Source organism: Burkholderia sp. IMCC1007, assembly GCF_027257875.1.
Taxonomy (GTDB): Bacteria; Pseudomonadota; Gammaproteobacteria; order Burkholderiales; family Burkholderiaceae; genus Burkholderia.
The window spans coordinates 201,446-224,622 of the sequence record NZ_JAPVQY010000006.1 but is presented as its reverse complement, the minus strand read 5'-3'; the positions used below and the strand labels follow the sequence as shown (position 1 = coordinate 224,622).

22 protein-coding genes are annotated in these 23,177 nt (G+C 65.6%); 14 read left to right on the top strand and 8 right to left on the bottom strand.

Translation table 11 applies throughout. From position 1 onward, the window contains the following. Positions 1-126 precede the first annotated feature (126 nt). Complete coding sequence (locus O1Q03_RS08870) at positions 127-558, top strand: DoxX family protein (protein WP_269502855.1); 432 nt, start codon at positions 127-129, stop codon at positions 556-558. Positions 559-663: 105 nt separating this feature from the next. Next, positions 664-2,163, top strand: a complete 1,500-nt coding sequence (locus tag O1Q03_RS08865) for a mechanosensitive ion channel family protein (RefSeq protein WP_269502854.1) — start codon at positions 664-666, stop codon at positions 2,161-2,163. 82 nt (positions 2,164-2,245) lie between these two features. On the opposite strand, the gene O1Q03_RS08860 is transcribed toward O1Q03_RS08865, so the two are convergent. Further along, positions 2,246-3,154 (bottom strand): LysR family transcriptional regulator, encoded by a 909-nt coding sequence (locus O1Q03_RS08860; RefSeq protein ID WP_269502853.1) that lies wholly within the window; start codon positions 3,152-3,154, stop codon positions 2,246-2,248. Between O1Q03_RS08860 and O1Q03_RS08855 the strand changes: the two genes are divergently transcribed. Then, positions 3,142-4,203, top strand: a complete 1,062-nt coding sequence (locus O1Q03_RS08855) for a helix-turn-helix domain-containing protein (RefSeq protein ID WP_269502851.1) — start codon at positions 3,142-3,144, stop codon at positions 4,201-4,203. The genes O1Q03_RS08860 and O1Q03_RS08855 overlap by 13 nt on opposite strands. A 73-nt stretch (positions 4,204-4,276) precedes the next feature. On the opposite strand, the gene O1Q03_RS08850 is transcribed toward O1Q03_RS08855, so the two are convergent. Together O1Q03_RS08850 and aspA are read right to left on the bottom strand one after the other, a co-directional pair. Beyond that, positions 4,277-4,930 (bottom strand): HAD family hydrolase, encoded by a 654-nt coding sequence (locus tag O1Q03_RS08850; RefSeq protein ID WP_269502850.1) that lies wholly within the window; start codon positions 4,928-4,930, stop codon positions 4,277-4,279. A 59-nt stretch (positions 4,931-4,989) separates the two neighbouring features. Next, positions 4,990-6,420: an aspartate ammonia-lyase gene (aspA, locus tag O1Q03_RS08845; protein ID WP_269502849.1), complete on the bottom strand. Its 1,431-nt coding sequence runs from the start codon at positions 6,418-6,420 to the stop codon at positions 4,990-4,992. On the opposite strand from aspA, the gene O1Q03_RS08840 reads away from it, so the two are divergent. The 8 genes from O1Q03_RS08840 (at position 6,419) to O1Q03_RS08805 (ending at position 12,707) form a co-directional block, all read left to right on the top strand. Further along, positions 6,419-6,589 carry a hypothetical protein gene (locus O1Q03_RS08840; RefSeq protein ID WP_269502848.1) on the top strand — a complete coding sequence of 57 codons (171 nt, stop codon included), beginning with the start codon at positions 6,419-6,421 and terminating at the stop codon, positions 6,587-6,589. The two genes, aspA and O1Q03_RS08840, sit on opposite strands and share 2 nt — an antisense overlap. Positions 6,590-6,803: 214 nt before the next feature. After that, positions 6,804-7,355, top strand: coding sequence for a cupin domain-containing protein (locus O1Q03_RS08835; protein WP_269502847.1), 552 nt, complete (start codon positions 6,804-6,806; stop codon positions 7,353-7,355). 14 nt (positions 7,356-7,369) lie between these two features. Next, the gene (locus O1Q03_RS08830; RefSeq protein WP_269502846.1) at positions 7,370-8,131 is read left to right on the top strand and encodes an alpha/beta fold hydrolase; all 762 of its coding nucleotides are present in this window, start codon (positions 7,370-7,372) and stop codon (positions 8,129-8,131) included. After that, positions 8,128-9,000, top strand: coding sequence for an aspartate dehydrogenase (locus O1Q03_RS08825; protein ID WP_269502845.1), 873 nt, complete (start codon positions 8,128-8,130; stop codon positions 8,998-9,000). Before O1Q03_RS08830 ends, O1Q03_RS08825 begins: the two co-directional genes overlap by 4 nt. Before the next feature lie 11 nt (positions 9,001-9,011). Beyond that, positions 9,012-9,764: an SDR family oxidoreductase gene (locus O1Q03_RS08820; RefSeq protein ID WP_269502844.1), complete on the top strand. Its 753-nt coding sequence runs from the start codon at positions 9,012-9,014 to the stop codon at positions 9,762-9,764. Positions 9,765-9,779: 15 nt separating this feature from the next. Beyond that, positions 9,780-10,364: an NIPSNAP family protein gene (locus O1Q03_RS08815; protein WP_269502843.1), complete on the top strand. Its 585-nt coding sequence runs from the start codon at positions 9,780-9,782 to the stop codon at positions 10,362-10,364. Between the two features lie 128 nt (positions 10,365-10,492). Next, positions 10,493-11,545 carry a glycosyltransferase family 4 protein gene (locus O1Q03_RS08810; RefSeq protein ID WP_269502842.1) on the top strand — a complete coding sequence of 351 codons (1,053 nt, stop codon included), beginning with the start codon at positions 10,493-10,495 and terminating at the stop codon, positions 11,543-11,545. Beyond that, positions 11,538-12,707 (top strand): MFS transporter, encoded by a 1,170-nt coding sequence (locus O1Q03_RS08805; RefSeq protein ID WP_269502841.1) that lies wholly within the window; start codon positions 11,538-11,540, stop codon positions 12,705-12,707. Before O1Q03_RS08810 ends, O1Q03_RS08805 begins: the two co-directional genes overlap by 8 nt. Before the next feature lie 55 nt (positions 12,708-12,762). Here O1Q03_RS08805 and O1Q03_RS08800 read toward each other — a convergent pair whose 3' ends face one another. The 4 genes from O1Q03_RS08800 to O1Q03_RS08785 all read right to left on the bottom strand — a co-directional run bounded on the left by O1Q03_RS08800 (position 12,763) and on the right by O1Q03_RS08785 (position 18,296). Next, on the bottom strand, positions 12,763-13,911 hold the full coding sequence (locus O1Q03_RS08800) for a branched-chain amino acid ABC transporter substrate-binding protein (RefSeq protein ID WP_269502840.1): 1,149 nt from the start codon (positions 13,909-13,911) through the stop codon (positions 12,763-12,765). A gap of 103 nt (positions 13,912-14,014) precedes the next feature. After that, positions 14,015-15,142, bottom strand: coding sequence for a porin (locus tag O1Q03_RS08795; RefSeq protein WP_269502839.1), 1,128 nt, complete (start codon positions 15,140-15,142; stop codon positions 14,015-14,017). 199 nt (positions 15,143-15,341) lie between these two features. Beyond that, a complete protein-coding gene (locus O1Q03_RS08790) occupies positions 15,342-16,721 on the bottom strand; it encodes a purine-cytosine permease family protein (RefSeq protein ID WP_269502838.1) in 1,380 nt (459 codons plus the stop codon). A 495-nt stretch (positions 16,722-17,216) separates the two neighbouring features. Continuing rightward, the gene (locus tag O1Q03_RS08785; protein WP_269502836.1) at positions 17,217-18,296 is read right to left on the bottom strand and encodes a LacI family DNA-binding transcriptional regulator; all 1,080 of its coding nucleotides are present in this window, start codon (positions 18,294-18,296) and stop codon (positions 17,217-17,219) included. 401 nt (positions 18,297-18,697) lie between these two features. Between O1Q03_RS08785 and O1Q03_RS08780 the strand changes: the two genes are divergently transcribed. The 3 genes from O1Q03_RS08780 (at position 18,698) to O1Q03_RS08770 (ending at position 22,415) form a co-directional block, all read left to right on the top strand. Then, a complete protein-coding gene (locus O1Q03_RS08780; protein WP_269502834.1) occupies positions 18,698-19,732 on the top strand; it encodes a proline racemase family protein in 1,035 nt (344 codons plus the stop codon). A gap of 48 nt (positions 19,733-19,780) precedes the next feature. After that, on the top strand, positions 19,781-21,274 hold the full coding sequence (locus O1Q03_RS08775; protein WP_269502832.1) for an aldehyde dehydrogenase family protein: 1,494 nt from the start codon (positions 19,781-19,783) through the stop codon (positions 21,272-21,274). A 103-nt stretch (positions 21,275-21,377) separates the two neighbouring features. After that, the gene (locus tag O1Q03_RS08770; RefSeq protein ID WP_269502830.1) at positions 21,378-22,415 is read left to right on the top strand and encodes a proline racemase family protein; all 1,038 of its coding nucleotides are present in this window, start codon (positions 21,378-21,380) and stop codon (positions 22,413-22,415) included. On the opposite strand, the gene O1Q03_RS08765 is transcribed toward O1Q03_RS08770, so the two are convergent. Next, positions 22,379-23,143 (bottom strand): hypothetical protein, encoded by a 765-nt coding sequence (locus tag O1Q03_RS08765; RefSeq protein WP_269502828.1) that lies wholly within the window; start codon positions 23,141-23,143, stop codon positions 22,379-22,381. The two genes, O1Q03_RS08770 and O1Q03_RS08765, sit on opposite strands and share 37 nt — an antisense overlap. Positions 23,144-23,177 lie beyond the last annotated feature (34 nt).

The window sequence follows — 23,177 nt, the reverse complement described above, 5'->3', positions numbered from 1 at the left end:
GTCGGCGCGCGTGCGCGCCGCTCCCGTGCTCTCGCCGACATCGCGCGACCGCGCTCTGAATGCCGGCGCGGCAAGACACCCGGTGCGCGCGTCGCCATGCATTCCGCTCAACTGACGAACTGCCGCATGAAACCTGCCCAACCCGACGTTTCCCGCCACGCGACCGATCTCGGCCTGCTGTTCCTGCGTGTCGCCGCCAGCGTGCTGCTGCTCGTGGTTCACGGCTTGCCGAAGATCGTGCATTACACGGCCGAAGCCGCCGCCATCGAGGATCCGTTCCATCTCGGCCGCACGCTGTCGATCCTGTTCGCGATCTTCGCGGAGGTCGTGTGCCCGATCTTCATGATCGTCGGTCTCTACCCACGGCTGGCGGCGCTCCCGGTGATGATCGTCACGCTCGTCGCGCTGGTGTTCGTCCACCCGGACTGGCCGCTGCGCGATGCGCAGTTCGCGTGGATGCTGCTGATCCTGTTCGGCACGATCGCGATCGCGGGCGCCGGCCGCTATGTATTGACGGTGCCGTTGCCGGGCGTCACGCGCCAGCGCAACGACCCGTAGCCGGCGCGTCGGCGGCCCGCACGCAATGTGTCCGACGATTCCGTTTCAGCAGCGACCGACCTGCTGCCGCTCCCATCATTTCGCGCGCCGCGCCTGCGTTCCGCTATGTTGAATTTCTCCGATACGGCGCTCTACGGCGCGCCGATCGTGCTCGCCGACCTCGCCGCGTGGCGGCTGTTCGGGCACGATCGCCGCGTCGCTCGCGCGATCCGGCGCTGTGCGGCGTTCGCCGCGCTGAGCGCCGTGCTGTTCGCGACCGGCGTCAGTCCGCTCGCCGTTCCCGCGTCGCTCGGCGCGCTCGACCGGATCGTGGTCCAGGCCATCTGCATCGCGTGGTGGCTGCAGTGCGCGATCGTGTTCAGCCTGCTGCTCAATCATCTGCTGCTGCCGCGTGCGTGGCACAGCCAGCGGCTCTTTCACGATATCGCCGCGGGCATCGTGTTCGGCGCGGCCGCGGTGGCCGCGCTGGGCTACGTGCTCGGCCTGCCGTTGAGCGGCCTGGTCGCGACCTCCGGCGCCGTCGCGGTGATACTCGGTCTCGCGCTGCAGAACACGCTGAACGACGTGTTCTCGGGGCTCGTGCTGAATACCACGCAACCGTTCCGGCTCGACGATACCGTGTCGATCGGCGAGCTCGAAGGGCGGATCGTCGAGAGCAACTGGCGTTCGACGAAGCTGATCGACAGCCTCGGCAACCTGGTCGTCGTGCCGAACAGCGCGGCCGCGCGCGCCACCATCGTGAACCTCAGCGAACCGGCCGGCCTGCACGGCGTCACGCTCGCGCTCGACCTCGATCCCGCGGTGCGGCCGGCCGTTGCCGTCGGCGCACTCGAGCGGGCCGCGGCGAGTTCGCTCGACGTGCTCGCGCGCCCGGCGCCGATCGCCGTCGTGAAGGCGTTCCGCGCGAACGCGATCCAGTACGAACTCGTCTGTTACGTCGACGCGCTGCAGAAGAAAGCGGCCGTGCGCAACGCGCTCTACGATCTCGCGCATCGCCATCTGGCCGCGGCGGGCGTCGCATGGCGACCGCTCGCGGGGCCCGCGCCGGCGTCTGCATCGTCATCGACATCATCATCGTCATCGCAAGGGCATCGCGTATGGCGCCGGCTGCTGCTGTTGCGTGCGGTCGAGCTGTTCGCGTGCGTCGACGACGACGATCTGGCCGTGCTGGCCGACGCGCTGGTATCGCGTTCGTTCGGCAAGGGCGACGTGATCTATGCGTCCAATTCGGAGTCGCGCGTGCTGACGATCGTCGAATCGGGCATCGCGGCGGTGTTCGTGCCGGGCGCGTCGGGCGATGTCGAGGTCCGGCGGATGGCACCGGGCGATGCGATCGGGCAGTCGGTCGTGCTCGCCGGCACGCGGCTTCATGCGACCGTCCACGCGGTGACCGCGATGACCGTGCATCAGCTTCGCAGCGAGGACCTGTCGGCGCTGATCGGCCGGAAGCCGGCGCTCGGCAGGCTGATGTGCGAGTCGCTCACCGAACATGTCGCGACCGAGGAAAGGGTGATGATTCCGCCCGTCGAGAAGGCGCACGCGGCGTTCAGCCTGATCGGCTGGCTCGAGAAGGAAATGAAGCGTCTGCACGATTCGCTCGGCTGACGCGCACGGCCGGATCGCGCAGCGCCGCCGGCGCAAGCGGCGCGGAGTCGTCGTCCGCGTGCGCGGTGCGCGAACGCAGCGCTCACGCAGGCTTCGTGAAGCAATCGACGAGGTCGGGGCGGTCGAGTTGCTCGACCCACCAGTGGAGTGCACGGCCGGCCTCGTCGCTGCGCCATGCGAGATAGCAGTGCGTGGTGTCGCGCATGCCGGTCACCCGGCGCGCGACGAGCTTGCCGTCGGCGATCGCGCGTGCGGCGATGCATTCCGGCAGCGTGCCCACCGCCAGCCCTTCGCATTGCGCGTCCAGTTTGGCCGCGAGCGTCGGCACCGCGAGATACGGTTGGCCCGCATCGATCGCAACCGATTGCGGCTGCAGCTCGCGCGACGTATCGCTGATCACTGCGCCGCGATACGCGACGACCGACGCCATCGAAAGCGGCTCGGGAAGTGCCGCGAGCGGATGGGTCGGCGCCACGGCGAAGACGTGTTTCAGCGAGCCGATCGGCCGCGCGATGATGTTCGGCAGCTCGGGCGGCTCTCCCGCCGCGCCGACGACGAGATCCGCGCGGCGGCAGATCAGCGCGTCCCAGGCGCCGCCGAGCACTTCGGTCGACAGCCGCAGCCGCGTGTCCATCGCGAGTGCATAGAACCGGTGCACGAACGGCCACAACGCGTCGAACGGCAGGATCTCGTCGATACAGATGCGCACCTCGGTTTCCCAGCCTTCCTGCGCGCGCAGTGCCTTCATCTCCAGTTGTTCGGCCGCGTGCAGCAGCCGCCGGCCTTCCTCGACGACGATGCGACCGGCATGCGTGAGCTTGGCGCGCCGTCCGCTGCGGTCGAACAGCATCACGCCAAGATCGCTTTCCAGTTTCTGCACCAGATAGGTGAGTGCGGACGGAACGCGGTGCAGCAGTTCCGCGGCTTCGGCGAACGTTCCGGTGCGGTCGATCGCATCCAGGGCTTCGAGCGCTTCGAATGACAACTTCATCGCGAGTTCCGGTAGAGGGCGGGTGGGCGCATCATATCAGTGCCCGAAAACGCGGGCAGCGCGCGCCATCGCGATTTGCTAGACTCGCGGGCCTCGTCATTCGCTGCGTCGCCCCAGTTCACTTCCACCTCACCATGACCGCCCGTCAGTCAGACACTGCATCGTCGGATTTCATCCCGGCCGACGTCAGGCAGACCATCGTCACCCAGGCGTTGCCGAAGGGGCAGATCGGCATCGTCCGCCTGAAGACCTTGCGCCGGAACATGGGGCTGACCGCGCCCTATGAACTGGAGAATACGGATCTCATCGTATTGCAGTTGCGTGCATTCGGCGAACAGGATCTGTGGCTCGATGGCCGCCCCGCACCGTTCGTTCCGTATGACGCGGGAACCGTGTCGATCTACGATCTCGACCGTCGCTGGGTGGCTGACCTCAAGGGCTCGTTCGATTGCCTTCATTTCCATCTGCCGCGCCACACGCTGGAGGAAACGGTCGACGACATCGGCGGCCGGCAACGGCCGCAACTTTATCTGCCGCCGCATCTGAGCGCCCACGACTCGATCATCCATGCGCTCGGCCAGTCGCTACTGCCGGCGCTGGCCCGGCCGGAAGAGGCATCGCAGATCTTCATCGATCATGTCGGGTTGGCGTTGCAGGCACACGTCGCGCACCGTTACGGCGGCGTCAGCGAACGGCGGGAAAAATCGGACGGCAAACTCACGCCGTCGCAGGAGCGTCGCGCGAAGGAGCTCCTGCTCGAGCACCTCGACGGAAACATCGGGCTGGCCGACGTGGCGAGCGCCTGCGGACTGTCTCGCGGCTATTTCATGAAGGCGTTTCATCGAACGACCGGGCTGCCGCCGCATCGCTGGCTGATCATGCAGCGGGTCGAACGGGCGCAGGAATGGATGTGCAATCCGAACCTGCCGTTGAGCATGATCGCGCTCGCGTGCGGCTTCGCCGATCAGAGTCATTTCTCGCGAACGTTCACACGCGTGACCGGCGTCAATCCAAGCCGGTGGCGTGCGGACAAGACGGGATCGCGGTGATGCAGCGGCGGTCCGGCCGAATTCTCGGCGTGCTTCGGCGCGCAGTGCCGCATTGCCGTTGCCCGCAACGCAGTTACGCGCGCCACGCCCGATTCACCGTTTCCATGTTGTCGAACACCTCGATGTGAGGCGGAAACGGATTCGGCTCGCCCGGCGCGACGATGCCGACGAACGGCATTCCGACGTGATCCGCGGCGTGCAGTTCGGTGATCGAATCGCCGATGGCGAGAACCTGGCCGGGAAGCCAGGAACCGAATCGAACCACGTCGGAAAACGCGTCGACCTTGGTGGTCGGCGATCCGACGATGGTCTCGAAATAGCGATCGAGATGGCGTTGCGCGGTAATTGCGACGAGATCGGGATGGGCCGTTCCCGACACGAGATGCAACGACAACTTCCCGTGCATGCGTTCCAGAAACGCACGCGCGCCCGGAAGTTCCATGCACGAATCGATGCGCGCCATCAGCAAGCTGCTGTATTGGTTCGCGAGCCTCGCCACGGTTGCGTCGTCCGGTTCTCTGCCGAACACCGCGCGTTCGAAGTAGCGGAATTTCTCCACGCGGCCGATCCCGCCGTGCAGCGCCTGATACGCGAGGATCGCGGCCCTCTGATTTTCGTCGACGCAGTCGCCGTAGCATTCGACGAACAGGTCGGCTTTCAGCTGGACGGAGTCCAGGATGACGCCGTCAAAATCAAATGCGATCGCTTTGATGTGTGCTGTATTCATGGGGTCGTGCAACATGAACGCCTGCCAGGTTGCCGGCACGTCACGAACCGGTCTGCGCATTACCGCGTGAGCTGAATGCGGACCTGCGCGGCCGGCTCGGTCAGCACTTCGGGGCGCAGGATCGCCGCCAGTTCGTCCGTGCTCAGCAGCCCGCGCTCGAGCACGATTTCCGACACGCTTCGCCCCGATTCGAGTGCGAGCCGCGCGACTTCGGTCGCGTTTGCATAGCCGATGTACGGATTCAGCGCGGTCACGATGCCGATCGATCGCTGCACGCCGTCGAGCAGATGCTCGCGATTCGCGGTGATGCCGACGACGCAGCGGCGCGTCAGCGTTTCGCAGCCCGCTTTCAGATGCACGAGACTCTTGAACAGGCTATGCGCGATGATCGGCTCGAACGCATTCAGCTGAAGTTGCCCGCCTTCGGCCGCAAGCGTGATGGTGATGTCGTTGCCGATCACCTCGAACGCGATCTGGTTGACGACTTCCGGGATCACCGGGTTGACCTTGCCCGGCATGATGCTCGAGCCCGCCTGACGCGGCGGCAGGTTGATCTCGCCGAGCCCTGCGCGCGGGCCGGACGACAGCAGGCGCAGATCGTTGCAGACTTTCGACAGCTTCACGGCGACGCGCTTCAATACGCCCGACAGTTGCACGAACGCGCCGACGTCCTGGGTCGCCTCGATCAGGTTCGAGGCGGTCACGAAGTCGAGGCCGGTGATCGCGTTCAAATGCCGGCACACGCTGGCCGCATAGTCCGGGTGTGCGGTGATGCCGGTCCCGATCGCGGTGGCGCCGAGATTGATTTCGCGCAGCAGCGCGGCGGCTTCGGTCAGGCGCGCTTCGTCCTCGGCAAGCATCACGGCATACGACGCGAATTCCTGTCCGAGCGTCATCGGCACGGCATCCTGCAATTGCGTGCGCCCCATTTTCAACACGGTCGCGAACGCCTTCGCCTTCGCATCGAACGCGCCGCGCAGCTCCGCCATCGCGGCAACCAGCTCGACGATCAGCCGTTGCAGCGCGAGCTTGATCGCGGTGGGGTACACGTCGTTGGTGCTCTGACTCATGTTGACGTCTTCGTTCGGATGCAGGAACGCGTATTCGCCGCGGCTGTGCCCGGCAATCTCCAGCGCGCGATTCGCGATGACTTCATTCGCGTTCATGTTCGTCGACGTGCCGGCGCCGCCCTGAATCACGTCGATCGGGAACTGGTCGTGGAGTGCACCGTCGCGGATTTCCCGGCACGCATCGACGATCCAGCCGGCCTTGTCTCGCGACAGCAGGCCGAGATCGGCGTTGGCCAGCGCGGCAGCACCCTTGATTTCGGCGAGGGCCCGGACCAGTGCGGCGTAGCTGCCCACCGTGACGCCGCTGATCGGAAAGTTGTCGATCGCGCGCACGGTGTGAATGCCGTAGTACGCATCGGCCGGCACAGGGAGGTCGCCAAGCAGGTCATGCTCGACGCGGGTATCAGCGAAGACGTTCATGTCATTCCTCAGTCGCAAGATGAAAACTTTTTCAGTAACGCCCGCTTGGCTCGCGGTGGGCCTCCCGGTACGCGTGAAGCCTCGAAACGGCGGCCTGACGCTGTTTCCACCGAATCCGGCCCAGCTGCTCGAGTTGATCGAAATCATAGCCGAGCGCCGTCGAAAATGAAATCCTTTACATCGGTTATGAATCTCGCTAGGATGCAGTCATCGGCTCAACGCTCGGGCCTTCAGCGGATATTTGGCTGGATCGCGATGGGGCAGAGCGGGGAGGCAGGCGCTGATGTCGAGAAAAATTGCGTGAAAAATGTAATCGATTACTAGGGTTTCTCCGGGGCAGCCGCGTGGCTGGCCAGCAAGCCCGCTTTCAGATGAGGTGACACATGAATCATCCGGCAGCAACTGATACGCAGGACACCAAGGGCGCGATCCATGAAGCCGCGCGTGCGGGCGGCAAGTACATGGTCGTGACGCCCGACGGCGAGGAAAGCTACTGGCAGCCGAAGCCGGCCAACGGGCATGCGTCGGTGCATGTCGCGCCGCACCTGGTGCCGATGGACGTGCCGTTCTCGGCGGGCACGCAGACGTTGCCGCCGGGCGGTGTCGTGCGCAAGCACTCGCACGACGCCAACGAGGAGGTGCTGCACTTCATCTCGGGATCGGGCAAGGCGATTCTGGACGGAGAGGAGTACCGGCTCGGCGCCGGCACGACGCTCTTCCTCGGCAAGCTGCGCACGCACACGTTCATCAACGACGGCGATACCGACCTGCATTGGGCCTGGTTCTTCGTGCCGTCGGGCCTCGAGACGTTCTTCCGCGATATCGGCCGCACGCGTCAGCCGGGCGAAGCGGCTCCCGAGCCGTTCGATCGCCCGGAGAACGTGGCCGAGATCGAGGCGCGCACCGTCTTCGCGACGGCTGCGGACAAGCAGTGACAGCGGCGGGCGCGATGAACGCCGTTCATTACGAAAGCCACGGCGACGGCCGCGCGGTCGTGCTGATCGCGGGGCTCGGCGGCCTCGGCGCTTTCTGGAAGCCGATCGTGCCGCTGCTCGCGCGACGTTTTCGGGTGCTCACGTTCGATCACCCCGGTGTCGGCCGCAGTGCGCCGCCGGCCGCGCAGACGATCCCGGCGATCGCCGCCGCGGTGCTGGACGTGCTGGATCGGGAATCGATCGGCGCTGCTCACATCGTCGGACATTCGACCGGCAGCCTCGTCGCGCAGACGCTCGGCCTCGATCATCCCGGCCGCTGCGACCGACTCGTACTGAGCGGCGGGTGGGCAAAGCCGGACCGTCGGTTTCGCGATCTGTTCGCATTCCGTCGTTATTTGTTGCAGCGGGTCGGACCGTCCGCGTATTCGGCACTGTCGAAGCTCGGCGGCTATGACGGGCAATGGTACGACCGGCATCTCGCGGCCGACGCGCCGCCCGACTTCGATGCCGCGACGGCGATGGACGTCGAGACGGTATCGAGCCGGATCGACATGCTGCTCGCGTACGAGCGCGCCGACGAACTGGCGGGTCTGGAGCAGGACGTTCTGGTCGTCGGCGCGGAAGACGATTTCATCGTCCCGTTCTACAACTCGTCCGACCTGGCGGAGCGGATCCCGCGCAGCGAACTGGAAAAGGTCGACGGTGGACATTTCTTCCCGCAGGTCGCGCCCGACGCATTCGCGATGCTCGTAGGGTCATTTCTGGAGCGCACATGAATCAGGTTTCTGCCCGTCACGATGCCACGGCCGTGACGAATTCGACGGCGGGTCGTTCGTCGCCGCATCAGCACGCGGAACGTGTCGCCGTCATCGGCATGGGTGCGATGGGCCGCCGCGTCGTCGCATCGCTGCGTGCGGGTGCGCATGGCGACCTTCCCGTCGCGGGCTTCGATCCGCACGGCGACGCCGCGCTGCTCAAGCGCGAGCTGAACGTCGAGCTGTTTTCGACCGTCGACGCATTGCTCGCGTGGCAGCCGACGGTCGTCGTCGAATGCGCGGGCCACCAGGCCGTCGAGCAGGTCGTCGCGCATTGCCTCGCACGCGGCGTCGATGCGATCGTCGCGTCGGTCGGCGCGCTGTCGTCCGATGCACTGCGCGCGAAGCTTCACGACGCGCAACTGAGCGGCCAGTCCGAACTGACCGTGGTCTCGGGCGCGATCGGCGGCCTCGACGCGCTCAGCGCGGCGCGCGGCAGCGGCCTTCAATCGGTGCGCTACATCGGTCGCAAGCCGCCGCGCGCGTGGGTCGGCTCCCCGGCCGAAGCGCAATTCGACCTCGCGGCCATCACCGAGCCGACCGTGATCTTCGAGGGGAGTGCCGCCGAGTCGGCGCGGCTTTATCCGAAGAACGCGAACGTGACGGCGGCGGTCGCGCTGGCGGGCATCGGCTTCGAGGACACCGTCGTCACGATGATGGCCGATCCGGGTGTCGACAAGAACGTACACGAGGTCGAAGCGACCGGCCCGTTCGGCCGGCTCGTGATTCGGCTGGAAAACAACCCGTTGCCCGACAACCCGCGCACGTCGTGGCTTGCGGCATTGAGTATCGAGGACGCGATTCTGCGACGTCTCGAGCACGTGATCTGAGTGAGGATGATATGCGACTGAAGGGAAAAATTGCGCTGATTACGGGCGCTGCGGCAGGTATCGGTGCGGCCACGGCCGAGCGTTTCGTGCAGGAAGGCGCGCGTGTCGTGCTCGCCGACCGCGACTATGACGGCGCGCGCAAGGTGGCCGACGGGATCGGTGCCGACGCGTTCGCCGTTCAGGTGGACGTGACGAGCACGCAGCAGGTGAAGGAGACGATCCAGGCGACGGTGGATCGCTTCGACGGCATCGACATCGTCGTGAACAACGCCGGGCTCGGCACGCGCGGCAGCGTCGTGACGATCGAGGAAGACGAGTGGGATCGCCTGATCGACGTGAACCTGAAGAGCGTGTTCCTGGTATCGAAATACGCGATTCCGCAGATGATCAAGCGCGGCGGCGGGTCGATCGTGAACCTGGCGTCGACCGTGTCGGTGGCCGGCATTCCCGATCGTGCCGCGTACGTGGCGGCCAAGGGCGGCGTGGCGGCACTGACCCGCGCGATGGCGCTCGACCACGCGGAAGAAAACATTCGCGTGAACAGCGTGGCGCCGGGCGTGACGTGGTCCAACTACTACGAAAAGATGCTGAAGGAAGTGCCGGATCCGGAAGGCTTCGTCGCCGCGCTGAAGGCGCGCGCACCGGTGAACCGCTATGCGACGCCCGAGGAAATCTCCACCGCGATCCTGTATCTGGCGTCGGACGAATCGTCGTTCGTCACCGGCTCGATGATCACGGTCGACGGCGGCTATACGGCGCGCTGATCCTCGGGGGCACGGATGATTCATGAGCTACGCGAGTATGTGATCGAACGCGATCAGGCGCCCGGCTATTTCGCGTTGTTCCGGGACGTCGGCATGCCGATCCGCGGCAACGACTACGGGCGGCTCGTCGGCAACTGGGTGATCGACGAAGGCACGATCCGCTTCCTGCACGTGTGGTCGTATGCGTCGCTGGCGGAGCGCGCGGAGAAGCGCGCCGCGCTCGGCCGCGTGCCTGAGTGGACCGGCGCGTTCCTGCCCGGCGCGGTGGCGCACGTGTCGTCGCAGTCGATCACGATACTGAATCCGGTCGCCGGCGTCGTTGCGGGAGACGGCACAGGTTCCGTCGAGCACGGGGCGCGCGTGCTGCATACGCTGCGCTGCAAGCTCGGCCGCGCCGCGCAGGTGGCTGCCGCGCTCGCGCGAACGCATGCCGATGCGGACGGCGTTTGGGGGGCGGAATTTCCCGATCCGAACGCCGTGTATCTGCTGAACCGCAGCGCGGCGCCGCTGGCCGACCGTGCGGCGCTCGCCGAACTCGGCGTGTTGCGCGCAACCGCGAGCGCGCTCGACGCCGGCCCCTATCGGCCGCTGCTCGCTTGACCGGCATCGCCGGCATCTCCAGACGAATGGCGCCGGGGAAAGCCATTCACGCGTGAGGCATTCAGCCTCCTTGGCGCAGCCGCCATGCCGCTGCGCCTTTTTTATTGAACCGGAATTTCGCCATCATCATGCGAATTGCACAGATCGCCCCCCTTCATGAAGCCGTGCCGCCGAAGCTCTACGGCGGCACCGAACGCGTCGTGTCCTACCTGACCGATGCACTCGTGCAGCTCGGCCACGACGTGACGCTGTTTGCGAGCGGCGACTCGATCACGAACGGGACGCTGCGCGCGTGCTGGCCCACGGCGCTCCGTCTCGACCCGACGATCCGCGATCCGATCGCACCGCATTTCCTGATGCTGGAGCAGGTGAGGGCCGTCGCGCACGCGTTCGACATCCTCCATTTCCACCTCGACTATCTGCCGTTTTCGCTGTTCGGCGTACTCGACGTGCCGTTCGTGACGACGTTGCATGGCCGACTCGATCTACCCGAAATCCATCCGGTGTTCGCGCAACATCCCGACACGCCGCTCGTGTCCATCTCCGACGCGCAGCGTGTGCCGATGCCGCACGCCGGATGGGCCGCAACCGTCCAGCACGGGCTGCCGAACGGGCTGCTGACACCGCAGGGCGCCGGGGATGGCGACTATCTCGCGTTCCTCGGGCGCATCTGTCCGGAGAAGGGCGTCGACGCGGCGATCCGCATTGCAACGGAAGCCGGCTTGCCGCTGAAGATCGCGGCGAAAGTCGACAAGGCCGACGTCGCTTACTTCGAGCGCGAGATCGCGCCGTTGCTGCAGCAGGCGAACGTCGAGTTCATCGGCGAGATCAACGAGCTGCAGAAGCCCGCGTTCCTGTCCAATGCCCGCGCGCTGCTGTTGCCGATCGACTGGCCCGAGCCGTTCGGGCTGGTGATGATCGAGGCGATGGCGTGCGGGACACCGACGATCGCGTTCCGCCGCGGTTCGGTGCCCGAAGTGATCGACGATGGGTTGACGGGCTACGTCGTCGACACCGTCGCGCAGGCGGTCGACGCCGTCGAGCGGTCGAAGTCGCTATCGCGCAGCGCCATTCGACGGGTATTCGAGCGGCGCTTCGACGCGCGACGGATGGCGCGCGATTATGTCGGTGTGTATCGCGAGATCATCGGCGCGCGCATTCCGGAGGTGCATCTTGTATAGCGCGAGCGACGCCGAGCGGGGCGGCACGGCTGACCGGGAGCCGGCCGTCGGGAACGGCATCGCGGCGACGCGCGCCGCATTCTTCGTTGCCGGCATGAGCGTCGCCGCATGGGCGCCGCTCGTGCCGTATGCGAAGGAGCGGCTCGGCGTGGACGACGCGAAGCTCGGGTTCCTGCTGCTGTGTCTCGGGATCGGATCGATCGGATGCATGCCGTTGTGCCAGCGGCTGGTCGCGCGCTTCGGTTGCCGGCGCATGATCGGCGCGGGCACGGCGATGATCGCCGTCGCGTTGCCGTTGCTCGCGCTGATGTCGACGATGGGCACGATGGCGGCGGCGTTGCTGCTGTTCGGGGCGGGCATGGGCATCGTCGACGTCACGATGAACATTCACGCGATGCTGGTCGAACGCGAAACGCGGCGGCGGTTGATGTCGGGCTTTCACGGCCTGTTCAGCGTCGGCGGCATCGCGGGCTCGCTGGCCGGCGGCGCGCTGCTGTCGGCGGGCGCACCACCGCTCGCGGTGTCGCTCGCCGTGTCGGCGATCGCGGTCACGCTGATCGCGTTCTACGGCCGGCGTCTGCGCGCAGACGCCGGCGGCGGCAGCGGCGTGCATTTCGTGTTGCCGCAGGGAATCGTCGTCGTGATGGGCGCGATTGCGCTCTGCGTGTTCCTCGTGGAAGGCGCGATGCTCGACTGGAGCGCGCTGTTCCTCACGACGGTCAAGCAGTACGAGCAGGTCCGCGCGGGATTCGGCTACACGGTGTTCGCGATCGCGATGACGAGCGGCCGGCTGCTCGGCGACGGGCTCGCTCACCGGCTCGGCGCGCAAATGATGATCGTGGCGGGCGGGATGCTCGGCGCATTGGGGCTCGCGGTCGCAATCGCCGCACCGTCGGGTGTCGGCGCGATCGTCGGTTTCGGGCTCACCGGCATCGGTTGCGCGAACATCGTGCCGCTGCTGTTCGCGGCGGCCGGCCGCCAGCGCGCGATGGAACCGTCCGCGGCGATCACCGCGCTGACGACGCTCGGATACGGCGGCAACCTCGCGGGCCCCGCGGCGGTCGGATTTTTCGCGCATGCGCTGGGGCTGGCCACGTCGTTCGCATTGCTTGCCGCGCTGTTGCTGGCGGCCGGCATTGCCGGGTTGAAAGTGGCGCGCTGAGCGGCGCGACCGTAGCCGCGGCCGGCACCGCGCCGCACCATCGGCGCGGCGTCGATCACATGTGAACGGTTTCGGCCGCAACGAGTTTCCCGCCCTTGACCGTATAGAGCGTGACCACCGGATCCTTGATGTCGCCGCGATCGGTATAGGCGAACCGTCCGGTCACGCCGACATAGTCGGCTTTCGGCAACGCGGCGAGCACGGCGGCGTGGTCGGTGGACCCGCTGCGCCGCATCGCGTCGGCGACCAGGTAGACCGCATCGTAAAAGAACGGCGCGAGAAACTTCACCGGCGTGCCGTATCGCGCTTCGTACGCCTGTTCGAACGCGGCGCCGCGCGGCAGCTTGTCGAGCGGCGTGCCGACACTCGAGCACACGATATTTTCCGCGGCCTTGTCGGCCAGACTGATCATCGTCGGCGTACAGATGCCGTCGCCGCCGAGAATCGGCAGCGCGAGGCCGAGCGTGCGCGCCTGCTTCGCAAGCGGGCCGGCCGTCGCGTCCATGCCGCCGAACATGATCGCGTCGGCACGCTCCGACTTGATGCGGGTCAGCACCGCGCGAAAGTCGATCGACTTGTCGCTGACGGTCTCGTGGCTCACGATCTGCAGGCCGAGCGCCTGCGCCTTCTTCGCGAACTCGTCGGCGAGGCCCTGCCCGAACGCGCTCGCGTCGTCCACGACGACGACGCGTCGCGCATGCAGACGCCCGGCTGCATACTGCGCGAGCGCCGGCCCCTGGCTCGCATCGGTCGCCGTCAATCGAAAGGACGTTTTGTAACCCTGCGTGGTGTACGCGGGATTCGACGCGCTCGACAACAGCGCGATCTGCGCGTTGCTGTACACGCGCGACGCGGGGATCGCGACGCCGGAGTTCATGTGCCCGACCACCGCGACGACGCCGAGATCGACGAGCTGCTGCGCGACCACCGTGCCGGTGCGAGGATCGCCGGCATCGTCTTGCGCCACGAGTTCGAGGCGAACCGGCTTGCCGCCGACCTTGAACCCCTTCGCATTGATCTCTTCGACGGCGAGGCGGGCGCCGTTTTCATTGTCCTTGCCGAGATGCGCCTGCGCACCGGTGAGCGGCGACGCGAAGCCGAGCTTCACGACGGTTGCCGCGGCGCCCGGATCCTGCGCGTGCGCGGGGGCGGTGACGCACGCGGTAGTGGTCAGTGCCACGTACATGGCCACGATTCGGTTCATGTCGTTCCTGCGAGTCTGGTTCATGGGCGGTGTGCCGGAGCGAACGCGGCCGCCGCGTGCCCGGACGCACTCCTGGGGCCGGCAGCCGCATTCGCGGCGGCGATCAGAACTTGTGACGCATCCCGACGATGCCGATCACCTGCGAACTGGCGCCTGCATCGATATCGAACGAGCCGATCACGGCCTGCGCGGCGCCCAGCCCGTTCTGCCCGCTCGCATGGGTATAGCCGACCGTCGCGTAGACGTCCGTGCGCTTGCTCAGCAGGTAGTCGATGCCCAGGTTGACCTGATGATACTTCGCGGACGAATCGCCGTTCGACTTCGTGTAGTTGTAGCCGGCGGCCGCGACAAAGACCGGCGACACCTGCCAGTTCGCGAACACCGAGCCGTTGTGATATTTCTCGGAGCGGCTGAAGGTCGAGGATGCATCCGGCGAATACTCGGAGAAGCTGTAGGCCGCACCGACGGTCACCGGCCCGATCGCATATTGTCCGCCGGCGCGCGCGATGCTGACCGAGCGGGCCGATGCATACGCCGCGTTCACCGAGCTGTTGAAGAACGTATCGGCTGACGAGACGCCGCGCGTCGAAGCCGCCGCGTTGCCGTTGTCGACGTGCAGGTAACCGGCGCCGAGCGACAGCGGACCCTGGCTGTAGCTGACCGCGCCCGAATAGGTTTGCCCGGAGCCGACGGAGCCCGCGACGCCACCGAACCCGTACATTGCCGACAACGTCAATCCGCCCCACACGGGGCTCGTCCATTTCACCGCGTTGTTGAAGCGAACGCTGCTGTCGTAGTTGTCGACATCGCCGGGCGTCGCGAAGAAGCCGCTGTACGCATCGGCCGTGTACGGCTGCAGCAGGTCGCTGACCGGATCGTACTGGCGGCCGAGCGTCACCGAGCCGAACTGCGTGCTTGTCAGCCCGACGAACGCCTGCCGGCCGAACATCCGGTTGTTCTGCTGGAGCTGGCCCGAGCCGACGTCGAAACCGTTCTCGAGCGTGAAAACGGCGCTCAGGCCGCCGCCGAGGTCTTCCGTGCCCTTGAGGCCCCACTGGCTGCCGGACAGGTTGCCCGACGACATCTTCCATTGAGAATGCTGGCCGCCGCTGTTGTGCACATAGGCGACGCCCGTATCGACGATGCCGTAAAGCGTAACGGCGCTCTGCGCGCTGGCTGCAGCGGAAAGCGCGCACAGTGCCGCGGCCGCGATCAAATGGATCTTGTTCATTGTCTTACTCATGTTCTGGTGTTGTCGTCGGGATTCGCAGGCTCCGATTGGCAGGTATTAATTCGTATACCTAATGACGGTCGCGAAAGAACACCGTGCATGAAGCGGGAGCCTGCTGGTGAATCGCTGCAATACGTTGTGGAGGAAGGGGACGCGCGGCAGCGCGTCCCGATTCAGTGCGACCGTGCGTGGTGGCCCGTTACTGCACGACCGATGCGCGGCTCGGCAGCATCGACAATCCGCGATTGCGGTTGACGAAGTAGTAGAGCGCACCGGGAACGAGCAGGCTCGGGATCCAGCTGACGTCCGCACCGATGACGCGGGCAAAGTAGCTGTGATAGAACGACATGTCCATGAACGGCACTTGTACGGCGACCGCGACGATGAAGATGACGAGCGTGCTGATGTTGTATTTGCCGTAGATGCCGTCCTCGTCGTACATGTCGGCCACGCTGTACTGACCTTTGCGGATCAGGTAGTAGTCGACGAGGTTGATCGAGCTCCACGGCACCAGCACGTAGATCTGCGCGACGAGGATGTCCGAGAAGTAGTCGTTGAATTTGTACTGCGTGCCGATCGCGATGGCCGTTGCAACGACGGCGATGAGCGCCATGATCACGAACTTCATCGACTTGCTGACGCGCGCCATGCCCTTGAAACCGGTGAAGATCGTCGTGGTCGACATGTATGCGCTGTACAGGTTCAGCACGTTGATCTCGAGCACACCCAGCACGATGATCACGAGCGCGGGGCGCCCCCAGCCGCCGAATAGGCCGGCGAGACCTGTGCCCGGATCCTTCGTCACGTCGGCGATGCCGGCGGCGAGCACCGCGCCGAGAATCATCACGAGCGTCGAGCCGAGCGCGTTGCCGATGTAGCTGTACCAGAACGTCTGTTTCGTCGAGATGTCCTTCGGCAGATAGCGCGAGTAGTCGGCGACATACGGACCGAAACCAAGCGTCCACGACGCGGCCTGCGCAACCACCAGCATGAACGCGCTATTGATGTAGCCGTGGTTCGCGGCGGCCGCCGCGGCGTGCGGCGGCAGCGGATGCTGGTACACGAGGAACGCGGCGGCCGCGAAAATCAGCCCCGACAGGGCCGACATGTACGCGCCCATCCGGTGGATCAGCTCGTAGCCGATATAGCTGATGATCAGCGTCAGCACTCCGAACAGGATGATGGCTTCGTTGTCGCTCATCGGGTAGATCGCCTTGATCGAGTCGCGCATCACGACCCCGTTGGCGGCCGTGAACAGCACGTACGACACGACGACGATGAACAGCGGGATCCCGGCGCCAAGTACGCCGAACTGGGCGCGGCTCTGGATCATCTGCGGAATGCCCAGGTGCGGGCCCTGTGCCGAGTGGCCGGCCATGAAGACGGTGCCGATGAGGTTGCCGAGGATCAGGCCGATGATGGTCCAGAACACGCTCAGGCCGGCTGCGACGCCAAGCGTGCCGACCACCAGCGTGGTGACCTGCATGTTGGCGCTGAACCAGATCGTAAAGAGCCGACTCGGTTTCCCATAGCGTTCATTCTCCGGAATGAACTCAATGCTTCTGTTTTCGATATCCATCGCTTCCTCACGGGGGTAAAGGTAGCTCCGTAGAAACCGGACCGGTGGTCCTGTTTCCCGGGCATGTGGCGCGTCGATGACATCCGGCCGGGCCGTCGATCTAGTCGGCGCTTTGGTTGCTAATGTAATCCTTTACATTTTCGGATCAATGCGGGTCTTCCCTATTTCACACCGCAAGGTATTTCACGAAACCTTGGCAGTGCTGGCATGTGAGCGTCTCGGCACCTTTGTGGAGCGACCGGATTGACGCCGTCGGATGGAGCTTCACCGCGTCTAAAAGTAAAGGATTACAGCAATCTAAGCAGAAACTGTGCCGGGACGGGTCTGTGCGCGTGATGTGCACCGCAGAGCGGGTGTCGGGCGGCCGGAAGGGGGGGAGTGGGTTTGTCTGCCTGGTGGCGCATGCAGCAATTCGATGCGTGCCGCTGCATCGTGGTGCGCGCGATGCACGTTGACGGACGCCGCGGCCGGCAGCAGCGTCGCGCGCGGCCGGTTCTAGCTGGTGTGGGCCGTCGGCGTGTCGGCGACTTCGCGGCGCGCCGTGCTCGTCGACTCCCGCACGACCAAATTGGTTTCGAGGCGAACCGGCATGATCCTGCGTTGGTCGGCGAGTGCGCTGATCAGCGCCTGCGCCGAATGCTCGCCCATCTCCCGTGCGGGAACCGAAATCGTCGTGAGGGCGGGCGTGAACACGGTCGCGTAATCGTCGTTGTCGAATCCGGAAATCGACAGATCCTCCGGCACGCGTATGCCCATGCGGCGACATTCGGCGATCGCGCTCAGCGCGAACGTATCGCTGTTGCAGACGACGGCGGTCGTTTCCGGAAACTCGCCGGCAATCTGGCGCATCGCCTCGGCGCCGCGGAACACCGCCGAGCCGTAACTTTTCTCGATGACGTGGCAGCCGTCGGCGATGCCGTGGGCGGCCAACGTTTCCTCGAATGCCTGGATACGCGATTGCTGCCTGTCGTTGCCGTGAACCGGGCCGGCGATCATCACCATGCGCCGATGGCCGAGCCGGATCAGGAACTCGACCATCTGCTTCGTGGCGCCGTAGTTGTCGAAGCCGATCGACGGGAAGTGCTCGTCATTCGTATACGAATAGGTCGTCACGCACGGAATCTGCTTTTCGAGCAAATACGCGCGAAGCGCCGGATCGTCGATGCGGCCCACGATCAGCAGCGCTTCCGCGCCGCGCTCGACGAGCGCGCGAACCTTGTCGAACATCCGCGTATTGTCGAAGCCGGTCGTCAGCACGAACACGCTGTAGCCGGCCGCGGTGATGCGCTCCTCGAAGCCGTCGACGAGGCGCGCGAAGAACGAATAATCGAGCGTCGGGATCACCGCGCCGATGATGTGCGTCTTCTGCAGTCGCAGCGCCTTGGCCGACGGATTGGGCGTGTAGCCCATCTTTCGTGCGATCGCGATGACCTTCTCGCGTGCTTCTTCGCGGACCAGATGAGGGAGGTTGAACGCGCGCGACACGGTCGCGACGGACACGCCCGCTGCCTTGGCGACGTCGGTGACATTGACCTTCTGGGCTTTCTGGGCCCGCTGTTTCGCTGGGTTGTTCATGTTGAAAGCGCTCGAAATGGGGAAGCGGGCGCGCGAAGCAAGTGTGCGAGCACGCGCTGCGGGCGAATATGCGGAGCGCACGAGAAAACGATTACTTCCCGATGCGGTGACGGGATTCTCCCGATGTGCTGCGGCCTGCCAAATAATTTCATTGCTATCAATGACTTGCGTCATGGCCGCGGGGCGATGCATCGGCCGCCAGCGACTTTCCACCACACGTGTCATTTTGACGCTGCTATGATACACCCCGACAACAGGCTTTTTCTGAAAAAACGCAGGTTTTCTGTAAAATTCCGATGTGCGTCTGAGCAGCCTCAAGGCCGCCTCCTACGCTCGCTGTACGGAGAGCGGCAACCTGCGACTCGCTTTGTAATTGATTACATTTCAGGTGGAGATGGTAGATGCGGTGGAAGAACTACTACCAGGTCGTGAACTGCCATGCGGAGGGCGAGGTCGGCAAGGTGCTGACCGGCGGCGTGGTCGACGTTCCGGGCGAAACGATGTTCGACAAGCGCGAGTACCTGCGTCTTCACCGCGACGACATCCGTCGGCTTTGCCTGTCCGAGCCGCGCGGCTCGGTGATCGACAGCATCAACATCGTGCTGCCGTCCGCGCATCCGGACACGGGCGTCGGCTTCGTCACCGCGGGCGCGACCGACTATGCGGCGATGTCCGGGTCCAACCTGATGTGCGTCGCGACCGTGCTGCTCGAGACCGGGATGGTGCCGATGCAGGAGCCCGAGACCCGCTTCGTTATCGAGGCGCCCGCCGGGGCCGTGCAGGTGATCTGTCGGTGTTCCGGCGGCAAGGTGACGCGGGTGAGCTTCGTCAATCAGCCGGCGTTCGTCTTCTACGAGCAGCACGAAGTCCACGTGCCGGGCTACGGCGCATTGCCGGTCGACGTCTCGTACGGCGGTGAAACCTTCGTGCAGATCGATGCGGACATGCTGGGCTTGCGGTTGGAAGCCGACGAGGCGAAGGAGTTGAGCGAGCTCGGCGAACTGATCAAGCGCGCGGCAAGCCGGCAATTGCAAGCCATCCACCCGATGAACACCGCGCTGACGGGCATCGCCCAGGCCCAGTTCATGGGCCCGCTCACGCGGACCGAGCGCGGTATCCGCTCGCGTAACGCGGTGGTCGTGTCGCCGGGCCGGCTCGATCGGTCGCCCGGCGGAACCGCCACGTCCGCGCGTCTCGCGCTGTTGCACCGCAGGAAGCAGATCGCGCCGGGCGAGATCCTGATTCACGAGTCGATCATCGGCACCTGCTTCGAGGGCGTGATCGAGCGGCAAACCCAGGAAGGCCCTTATCCCGCGGTCATCACCCGCGTTGCCGGCCAGGCATGGATCACCGGTATGCAGCAGGTTTGCCTGGATGTCACCGACCCGCTGGCGTCCGGCTACACACTCTCGGACACGTGGCCCGCGTTGTACTGAGGCGCGTGTTTTTCTTTGTTTTTTGGTAATCGATTACAGGAGTCTAGCATGACACGTCGTTACGATCTTTGGATCGATGGTCAATGGCAAGCCGCGAGCACGCCGGAATCCGTCGCACGGTATTCGCCCGCGCATGGCGACAAACTCGCCGAATATGCGGCCGGCAGCACGGCCGACCTCGATCGTGCGGTGGGTGCGGCGCGTGCGCGCTTCGACGATCAATCGTGGTCGCGGCTGCCGGGGGCGACTCGTGCCGCGTTGTTGAATGCGTGGGCCGCGCTGATCGAGCGCGATGCGGAAAAGCTCGCCCGCATCGAGGCGGAAGAGGTCGGCAAGCCGATCCGGTTCGCGCGTGCGGAGGTCGCGGCATCGGTCGACCTGACGCGCTATGCGGCATCGCTCGCGTGGCAACTGGGCGGCGACGCGTTCAGCAACCTGGGGGCGGACAAGCTCGGCCTCGTCACGCGCGAGGCGCGTGGTGTCGTCGGCATGATCGTGCCGTGGAACTTTCCGCTGGTCACGTTGTTCCAGAAGCTGCCGTTCGCGCTGGCCGCCGGCTGCACGACGGTCATCAAGCCATCGGAACTGACGTCGGGCACGGCGCTCGAAGTGGCGGCGCTCGCGAACGAAGCCGGTATCCCGGGCGGCGTGATCAACGTCGTGACGGGAACGGGCCCCGTCGTCGGCGAGGCCATGTCGAAGCATCCGGGCGTCGACATGATTTCCTTTACCGGTTCGACGCACGTCGGCAAACAGATCGCGCGCAATGCGGCGGAAACGGTCAAGCATGTCGCGCTCGAACTTGGCGGCAAGGCCGCGAACGTCGTGTTCGCCGACGCGGATCTCGATGCCGCGCTCGACGGCGTGCTGCTCGGCACGATCCTCAACCAGGGCGAAGAGTGCGTGGCGGGTACGCGACTGCTGATCGAAGCGTCGGTTGCGGACGCGTTCGTCAGCAAGCTGGTCGAGCGCGCGAAGCGCGTGGTCGTCGGCTTGCCGCTCGACGACCGTACCGATATCGGTGCGCTGATCCATGAGCAGCACCTGAACAAGGTGCTGGACTATATTCGGATCGGGAAGGCGGAAGGCGCGACGCTTGCGGTCGGTGGCGAACGCGTGACGGCGAACGGCCTCGACAAGGGCTTTTTCGTCGGCACGACGATCTTCACCGGCGTGACGCCGGAGATGCGGATTTTCCGCGAGGAAATCTTCGGGCCGGTGCTGACGGTCACGACATTCAAGGATGCCGACGAAGCCGTGCGGCTCGCCAACGATACGAACTACGGTCTCGGTAACGGCTTGTGGACCAAGGATATCGACAAGGCCATCACGGTGTCCCAGCAACTGCGCAGCGGCACCGTGTTCGTGAACACCTACCTGGAATCCGCGCCGCAGATGCCGTTCGGCGGATTCAAGGAAAGCGGCGTGGGGCGCGAGAACGGGCTCGACGGGCTGCTCGAGTATACGGAGGTCAAGTCGACTTTCATCAAGCTCGGCAAGCGTGCGCCGGCATTGCCCGCGACGGTGGTTGGCGCGAGCTGACGGGGAAGGTTCGCAGGCTGCGTCGCGTCGGTGCGACGGCGGCCTGCGGCATGGACGATCGGGCTGGCTCGCACGGCGGGCCGGCCCCAACACAGAGCAGACAATGAAACTGAAGCGAATGGTCAACGTCGTGGGCGTCCATACGGGCGGCGAGCGTAACGACGTCATTACCGGTGGCGTGCTCGACGTGCCCGGCAACACGATCTTCGAAAAGATGCGCTATCTCGAGACCCAGGCCGACGACCTGCGCAAATTCCTTCTGCATGAACCGCGCGGCAGCGTCACGCAATGCGTGAACCTGGTCCTGCCGCCGTGCGACCCGGCGGCGGATGCCGGTTTCGTGATCATGGAAGCCGAGTACTACGTACCGATGTCGGGCAGCAATACGATCTGTACCGTCACCGCGTTGCTCGAGACCGGGATGATTCCGATGCAGGAACCGTACACCGACGTCACGCTCGAAGCGCCCGGCGGCCTCGTGCGCGTGCGTGCCGAATGTCGCGACGGCAAATGCGTGAACGTGCGGTTCTCGAATGTGCCGTGCTTCGTGTTCGGCCTCGACTTGCCGGTCGAAGTGCCGGGCCTCGGCACGCTGAAGGTCGACGTCGCGTACGGCGGAATGATCTACGTGCTCGTCGATGCGCAGGCGGTCGGTTTCGCCATCGAACCCGACGAGGCCGGGCGGATGGTGGAAATCGGCGAACGGATCAAGGCGGCGGCGGCCGAACAGATCCCCGCCGTGCACCCCGAAAATCCCGAAATCCACACGATCAACCAGACGCTCTTCGCAGGCCCGCTCCAGCGTGGCGCCGATGGCGGGCTGCGGGCGAAGAACAGCGTGATCGTGTCGCCCGGCCGCGTCGACCGTTCGCCGTGCGGAACGGGCACCAGCGCGCGGCTGGCCGTCATGCATGCTCGCGGGCAGATTCAGCCGGGCGAGCGTTTCGTACACCAATCGATCCTCGGAACCGAATTCATCGGCGAGATTGCGGAGACGCTGTCGGTCGGCGGCAAGCCCGGCGTTCGTCCGATGATTACCGGCAGCGCATGGATCACCGGCTACCATCAGTACGTGCTCGATGCGAGCGATCCGCTGCCGACCGGTTATACGCTGAGCGATTTGTGGAGAAAGCCCGCGTGATCGGTTGCGCGTGAATGCAGCGCCCGGGCTTCGGCCCGGGTTGGTGGGCTTCCGGCATCGCAAGGATGCCGTTCTCGGTCCACTAGAGGCTTCGACCGGAGCGCGTTACGACAACGCGCTCCGGTTTGCGGTCGGCGCTGCGCGCGGCCGACCGCAGACGATGTCAGCGCCCGGTCGTCGATCCGGATGCCGAACGCGAAGACCGCGGCCGCCGCGATCGCCAGGCATGCACTGATGAGCAGGCCGTTCGCGAACGCGTGCGTGCGGTCCGCGATCACGCCGGTGACGACCGGCGCGGCCGATCCGCCGAGGTATCCGCCGAACGTCAGTACGCTGCCCATCGTGGCGACCAGCCGGCTCGGCACCATCACGCCGACGATGGCCCAGGTGCCGACGTTCGCGAAGTAGATCGAGAACAGCGCGCCCGAAATTGCGGCGACCGCGAGTGCCGGCGTATGGGCTGCCGCGGCGGCGGCCGTGAACGCCGGCAGCCACGACACGTACAGCCAGATCATGTAGATCACGCCGGCCGAGCCGAGCATCATCGCGATCGTGTTGCGCTGTATCGGCAGTGCACGCCATTCGGCAAACCCCGGGCGCGACGCGTGTGCGTGGTCATCTTCGGCTGCGGTGCCGCTCGTTGCGCGACCGGTCGTCCGATTCCGGCAGACGGTAAACCAAACAAGCGCCAAGCCGATCCCCAGCACGCCCAGCGTCGCGAACATCATCCGCCAGCCGACCGCGATCAGCCGACAGTCGCGT

Excerpts from the sequence above, each read along its gene's own strand:
- O1Q03_RS08785 (WP_269502836.1), bottom strand. The coding sequence starts at position 18,296 with ATGAACAACCCAGCGAAACAGCGGGCCCAGAAAGCCCAGAAGGTCAAT.
- O1Q03_RS08770 (WP_269502830.1), top strand. The coding sequence starts at position 21,378 with ATGAAACTGAAGCGAATGGTCAACGTCGTGGGCGTCCATACGGGCGGC.
- O1Q03_RS08810 (WP_269502842.1), top strand. The coding sequence starts at position 10,493 with ATGCGAATTGCACAGATCGCCCCCCTTCATGAAGCCGTGCCGCCGAAG.
- O1Q03_RS08860 (WP_269502853.1), bottom strand. The coding sequence starts at position 3,154 with ATGAAGTTGTCATTCGAAGCGCTCGAAGCCCTGGATGCGATCGACCGC.
- O1Q03_RS08790 (WP_269502838.1), bottom strand. The coding sequence starts at position 16,721 with ATGGATATCGAAAACAGAAGCATTGAGTTCATTCCGGAGAATGAACGC.
- O1Q03_RS08815 (WP_269502843.1), top strand. The coding sequence starts at position 9,780 with ATGATTCATGAGCTACGCGAGTATGTGATCGAACGCGATCAGGCGCCC.
- O1Q03_RS08775 (WP_269502832.1), top strand. The coding sequence starts at position 19,781 with ATGACACGTCGTTACGATCTTTGGATCGATGGTCAATGGCAAGCCGCG.
- O1Q03_RS08830 (WP_269502846.1), top strand. The coding sequence starts at position 7,370 with ATGAACGCCGTTCATTACGAAAGCCACGGCGACGGCCGCGCGGTCGTG.
- aspA (WP_269502849.1), bottom strand. The coding sequence starts at position 6,420 with ATGAACGTCTTCGCTGATACCCGCGTCGAGCATGACCTGCTTGGCGAC.
- O1Q03_RS08840 (WP_269502848.1), top strand. The coding sequence starts at position 6,419 with ATGTCATTCCTCAGTCGCAAGATGAAAACTTTTTCAGTAACGCCCGCT.
- O1Q03_RS08835 (WP_269502847.1), top strand. The coding sequence starts at position 6,804 with ATGAATCATCCGGCAGCAACTGATACGCAGGACACCAAGGGCGCGATC.
- O1Q03_RS08855 (WP_269502851.1), top strand. The coding sequence starts at position 3,142 with ATGACAACTTCATCGCGAGTTCCGGTAGAGGGCGGGTGGGCGCATCAT.
- O1Q03_RS08765 (WP_269502828.1), bottom strand. The coding sequence starts at position 23,143 with ATGATGTTCGCGACGCTGGGCGTGCTGGGGATCGGCTTGGCGCTTGTT.
- O1Q03_RS08800 (WP_269502840.1), bottom strand. The coding sequence starts at position 13,911 with ATGAACCGAATCGTGGCCATGTACGTGGCACTGACCACTACCGCGTGC.
- O1Q03_RS08780 (WP_269502834.1), top strand. The coding sequence starts at position 18,698 with ATGCGGTGGAAGAACTACTACCAGGTCGTGAACTGCCATGCGGAGGGC.
- O1Q03_RS08795 (WP_269502839.1), bottom strand. The coding sequence starts at position 15,142 with ATGAACAAGATCCATTTGATCGCGGCCGCGGCACTGTGCGCGCTTTCC.
- O1Q03_RS08870 (WP_269502855.1), top strand. The coding sequence starts at position 127 with ATGAAACCTGCCCAACCCGACGTTTCCCGCCACGCGACCGATCTCGGC.
- O1Q03_RS08850 (WP_269502850.1), bottom strand. The coding sequence starts at position 4,930 with ATGAATACAGCACACATCAAAGCGATCGCATTTGATTTTGACGGCGTC.
- O1Q03_RS08865 (WP_269502854.1), top strand. The coding sequence starts at position 664 with ATGTTGAATTTCTCCGATACGGCGCTCTACGGCGCGCCGATCGTGCTC.
- O1Q03_RS08825 (WP_269502845.1), top strand. The coding sequence starts at position 8,128 with ATGAATCAGGTTTCTGCCCGTCACGATGCCACGGCCGTGACGAATTCG.
- O1Q03_RS08820 (WP_269502844.1), top strand. The coding sequence starts at position 9,012 with ATGCGACTGAAGGGAAAAATTGCGCTGATTACGGGCGCTGCGGCAGGT.